Here is a 5,386-nt window from a genome sequence, read left to right as displayed (position 1 = left end):
TTTCTTCCACTGGCGATAATGGATGGAAAGGAATGTGAGCAGCCGTTTGTTTTTATAAACAAAATACAGTTCAATCACTTTATATATAGAAAAACAGATATTAAACTAAGAAAAACCGCATAAATACAGTATCTAACGACAAAATAGCAAAAAGAAAATAGGGAAAATTACAACGAAATTACAACAAATGAAAGAGCCTTATGTAACGACTTATACAAAGAAATACAGAGTTATAAGAAATCGACGCTTGAAAAAAGAGCGTCTTTTTCTATGTCGTGAAACGGCACACTATCTCATTTCTGCCTGTTCGTTATCAACGTCTTAGCTCATAGCTTGTCAAGAGCCTGTTGCAACGCAATGCGTCAGCACTCTTTACAAGCTGTGTGATAAGGCGTATCTTCTCAATGGCAGAAATCGAATAATGATAACAAATGAATATATTTTAACGAAAGCATTTTACTTTTACAGTAAGGTGCTTTTTTTGTTTATGATACTTTTCTATATCCATAGCAAAGGAGGATTGATAATAAATGGCAGAGATTTATGGATATGTTCGGGTTTCCAGCATAGACCAGAACGAAGAACGACAGATTGTTGAACTCTCAAAGCGGAACGTGCTTTCTAAGAATATCTACATAGACAAGCAGTCTGGAAAGAGCTTTGAACGTCCACAATATAAAAAGCTCGTCAGAAAGCTAAAACAAGGCGATTTACTTTATATCCTAAGTATTGACCGTTTAGGCAGGAACTATCTTGAAATACAGGAACAATGGCGAATACTGACGAAAGAAAAAGGGATTGATATATGCGTCATAGACATGCCCTTACTGGACACCAGAAATGGGAAAGACTTAATGGGTACGTTCATTGCCGACCTTGTGTTACAGATACTATCCTTTGTCGCACAAAATGAACGTGAGAACATCAGAAAAAGACAGGCACAAGGCATAGCGGTGGCAAAGGCAAAAGGAATTAAATTCGGCAGACCAGAAATCACGCTTCCAGAGAATTTCGGAGAGCTTGTCCATGAATGGGAAAAGAAAAGGCTTCCTCTGTCGGAAGTCTTGGAAATATGCAAAATGAGCGAAGCTACATTCTATCGGAAATTAAGGGAATACCGCCTATTACAGCGGAAATAGTCTGTTCTGAACTCTCAAAAGGTACACCTTTTAATAGTTCACTATATCACTATATAGTATGGCATAAAATACCATTTTTTTCAATGTTTTTCATGGTTGGAACGGCTATAAAGCTGTTATTCTTTTGCTATACTTGCTGATTTTAACTGTTCTATATCTTTTGCAAAAGGTGTACTTTTTGAGAATAGTACAAAAAGGAGGGAGGAATAAAGTCTTTTAATCGTTCTCTATAAAATTCAAGAAAGGAGAACAAGCAATGAAAAGAACAAAAAAGGCATTAGCGGTCGTATTATCACTGTCTATGCTGGCTTCTATCACGCCACAGATTGTTCTTGCTAACAGCAATATTCCAGACCGCTATGAGGAAGTAAGCGAGATGCAGGCTATCGTTAAAGATGCCGAAGTCCATGCATATGTTACCAGAAATGGTGGAACGGCAGAACTGACAGACAGCAACGGGGTGGAAACAACCTTTACACAGGGTATCGGTTACAGAGAATATACCGCAACTCCTGCGGACGGCTGGGTATGGAAAGGCTGGACATATGAACAGCTCTATCAAGGAGAAGATTTAGGCAATCGTACTGATTATGGCTGGGGAAAACGATATTCTTTCTCAAACGACGGTTCTGATTGGAACAGTGCATATAATGGCACAGGACAGACTATCTCTGTCAACCGCCTGCTTACTAAAGGCGAAACCGTAGGAAATAAAATCATATATAATATTTATGCGAATTTCAATCCTACAATCAATGCCACTGCTGGCACAGGTGGAACGATTACAGACAATGGCGTTACGGAAGTAAACTATGGCGACAGCAAGCAATATGATATTACCGCTGACGCTGGACAGGATATAGCTTCTGTTTCAGTAGACGGGCAGGACATTTCCAACGCAGTAGGAAAAGACAACTTCTCTTATACTTTTGAAAATGTAAGAGAACCACATACTATCGACGTAACCTTTACAAATGAACTTTATACTGTAACCTATACGGACGGTGTAGAGGGGCAAGAAATTTTTAAGGACGAAGTATATTCTGACTTAAAGATTGGCGACGTTACGCCAAAGTTTAAGGGAAGTTTAGAGCGTAAAGATTATGTATTCACAGGGTGGAACCCAGAAGTAACAAACAAGGTGGCAGGAACTGCCGCATATACAGCTACATGGGCGGACGACAAGAATAACAACGGCACGCCTGACGACAAAGAAGAAAAATTCACTGTTACCTATACAGACGGTGTGGACAATGAAGAAATCTTCAAAGACCAGAGCTATGTCAACCTGTTATCAGGAACTAAAACACCAAAATTTAATGGAGAGCCGAAACGTACAGGTTATGTGTTTACAGGCTGGACACCAGAAGTCACAGAAACAGTAACACAGACCGTAACTTACTCCGCACAATGGGCGGTTGATGAAAATGGAAACGACAAACCAGACAATGATGAAAAATATACTGTTTCTTACCAGTTTATCAATGGAGCGGACGACAAGGAGCTTCCAAAAGAAGTCAATGACATGCTTCCAAAAGCAACGAGTTATGTATATGGTGTGAAAGTTGTTCCAGTAGCATTGAAAGCTGACAGAGTGGAAACAACCGACGGCGTATGGCTGTTTGAGGGCTGGACACCAGAAGAAATCGAAAAGCTGACAGCAGATACTGCCTTTACTGGTACATGGACATTTGCGAAAAATGCAGGAGGTATCAACCATATTCCTGTGATTACAGCCGAAGATAAGACGCTGACCGTTGGAGACAGTTTTGATGTTATGGCAGGTGTAACAGCTTTGGATAAAGAGGACGGCGACCTTACGGATAAGATTGAGGTTATCAACAATACAGTAGATACCTCAAAAGCTGGTACATATACGGTTACTTACAAGGTAACTGATAGCAACGGTGCTTCTGTAACTAAGACCATAACTATTACGGTCAAGGATAAAGATAAAGAAGAACAGCCTACTGCTCCGACAAAGCCAGACAAAGGCGATAACAACGTCAACGATAAGAACAACACTGCTTCAAAGGCAGATAAGCCAGATACGGCAGTCAAGACAGGCGATAGCACGAATGTCTTATTGTGGAGCATGGCAACCATCATTTCCCTTACAGGAGTGATAACGGCACTGATTTTCAAGCGTAGAAGAAGCAGATAAGCATGATTAAGGACAGGGACAAAGGTTTCTGTCCTTTTCTTCTGCTCTGCTTTAGAAACGTGCTTTCAAGGACGCAAACGATAACCGACGGAGCGAGCCGCCCACGGTGGCGGTCGCAAGACATATCGCCACGCCAGCTTGCTGGCGAGGGGGCGGTTCACTTCGGCGGTCTGGCGAGCGTAGCGAGCCTTATAAGCCCCCGTTATCTAACAAGGGGGGCACAAAAAACAAGAGACACTATACACTACTAAGCGGAAAACGCTGTATTTACAAGGCAAACCCGCTTTTAACAGGGTGTTAACTGAAAGATACTCATTTAACACATAAAATTGAATAAGACATAGGAAAGACAGTTGATTTCAAATAAGAAATTGATTGTCTTTTTCTTTTGCAGAGATTTAAGTACAGGCAATTATCAAATATGGTAGTTGTCTTTTTTGATTGGAGGAATTGAAGAATGAATGATAAAAACTTTATAGAAGAATTAAGACAAAAGCGTGAAGAATATGGAGTAACACAAAGAAAACTTGCTGTTGCCTGTGGTATCAGTCGTACATATTTTAACCAGATAGAGAATGGGACTGTTGTTCCCTCTGCTGAACTAAAACAAACGATAGAAAAACAGATTGAGCGTTTCAATCCGCAAGAACCACTATTTCTGTTGATTGATTACTTCCGTGTCCGCTTTCCTACGACAGACGCATTAAAGATTATTCGTGAAGTATTACAACTAAAAGCCGATTATATGCTTTATGAAGATTTTGGAAAATACGGATATGAAAGCAAATATGTTTTAGGCGACATCAACATCATGTGTTCCATGCAAGAGCATTTAGGTGTTTTATTAGAACTAAAAGGCAGAGGGTGTCGGCAAATGGAAAGTTATCTATTGGCACAGGAACGCTCATGGTATGACTTTATGCTGGATTGTTTAACGGCAGGTGGTAAGATGAAACGACTTGACTTGGCAATCAATGATAAAGCAGGAATATTAGATATTCCAAAGTTAAAGGAAAAATACAAGGCTGGCGAATGTATCTCCTACTTTCGTATGCAGAAAGATTACAGCGGTACGGAAAAATGTGGTAGCGATTTACCAAAGAATACAGGAGAAACCTTATATCTCGGTTCAACCAGTAGTGAGTTATATATGTGTGCCTATCAGAAAAATTACGAGCAGTATGTCAAAAATGGCATAGAAGTTGAAGATACAGAAATCAAGAACCGTTTTGAAATACGCATGAAGAATGAACGAGCCTATTATGCGGTTGTAGATTTACTGACCTATCGGGACGCTGAACGCACCGCTTTTTCTATCATCAATCATTATGTCCGCTTTGTTGATAGAGAAGATGATAAACCGAAAAGTCAATGGAAAACAAATGATGATTGGGCATGGTTTATAGGGGAAAATAGAGAGCCGATACGATTAACGACTAAACCAGAACCTTATACTTTACAAAAGGCATTACATTGGTTACAAAGACAGGTTGCACCAACCATAAAAATGGTACAAGCATTAGACAGAGAAAATCATACAACGATACTGAAAGATATGATTGAGCAGGCAGAACTCAAAGATAAGCATAAACACTTATTACAATTAGAAAAATCAACCATAGAAGAACGCATAGATACCGCTGTCCCACAAGAGAATGACGGTATTTTTTAATTTCTTCAAAATATCTGCAACAAAACATCAACTTGTGTACAGATATGGTACGAGAAAAGGAAATCTAACTTTTTTTGAAAATAGGTCATCAAATCAAGGTTTCCATTCCCTATATGAAGTGAAAGAAGAAAAAAGTTTTGAAAAAGTGTCGGAAATTCAAGATGAGTGGACAGTGTTATGCGAAAGAGGAAAAACTATCTTCATTTTGTATTCAAAAGCATTGTTTGTGTCGAGTGTTGGTGCAAGAAAGAAGAAATTATATTTTATTTCTTGATTTTGTATTCAAACAGGCATTAGCCGTTGAGTGTTGATGTGAAAAGAAGAAATATTTTCATTTTTAACTTAGCATTTCATATTTTCCGTTCCCTATATGGCGTAGAAAGAAAAAAGTTTAAGAAATGTGATACAAAT

4 protein-coding genes are annotated in these 5,386 nt (G+C 39.1%); all 4 read left to right on the top strand.

What is annotated here, in order from left to right:
- The first annotated feature begins 530 nt into the window (after positions 1 to 530).
- Positions 531 to 1,139, top strand: a complete 609-nt coding sequence (locus ACLUJM_RS12585; RefSeq protein WP_022356371.1) for a recombinase family protein — start codon at positions 531 to 533, stop codon at positions 1,137 to 1,139.
- 256 nt (positions 1,140 to 1,395) lie between these two features.
- Positions 1,396 to 3,303, top strand: a complete 1,908-nt coding sequence (locus ACLUJM_RS12580; protein WP_412412954.1) for an SHIRT domain-containing protein — start codon at positions 1,396 to 1,398, stop codon at positions 3,301 to 3,303.
- Positions 3,304 to 3,760: 457 nt separating this feature from the next.
- The gene (locus ACLUJM_RS12575) at positions 3,761 to 4,975 is read left to right on the top strand and encodes a replication initiation factor domain-containing protein (protein ID WP_008394618.1); all 1,215 of its coding nucleotides are present in this window, start codon (positions 3,761 to 3,763) and stop codon (positions 4,973 to 4,975) included.
- Positions 4,959 to 5,249 carry a hypothetical protein gene (locus ACLUJM_RS12570; RefSeq protein WP_412412953.1) on the top strand — a complete coding sequence of 97 codons (291 nt, stop codon included), beginning with the start codon at positions 4,959 to 4,961 and terminating at the stop codon, positions 5,247 to 5,249. The genes ACLUJM_RS12575 and ACLUJM_RS12570 overlap by 17 nt, the downstream gene beginning before the upstream one ends.
- The last annotated feature ends 137 nt before the right edge of the window (positions 5,250 to 5,386 follow it).

It is taken from the genome of Finegoldia sp. (assembly GCF_046991905.1).
GTDB lineage: Bacteria > Bacillota > Clostridia > Tissierellales > Peptoniphilaceae > Finegoldia.
This window is presented reverse-complemented; position numbering and strand designations above follow the sequence as displayed.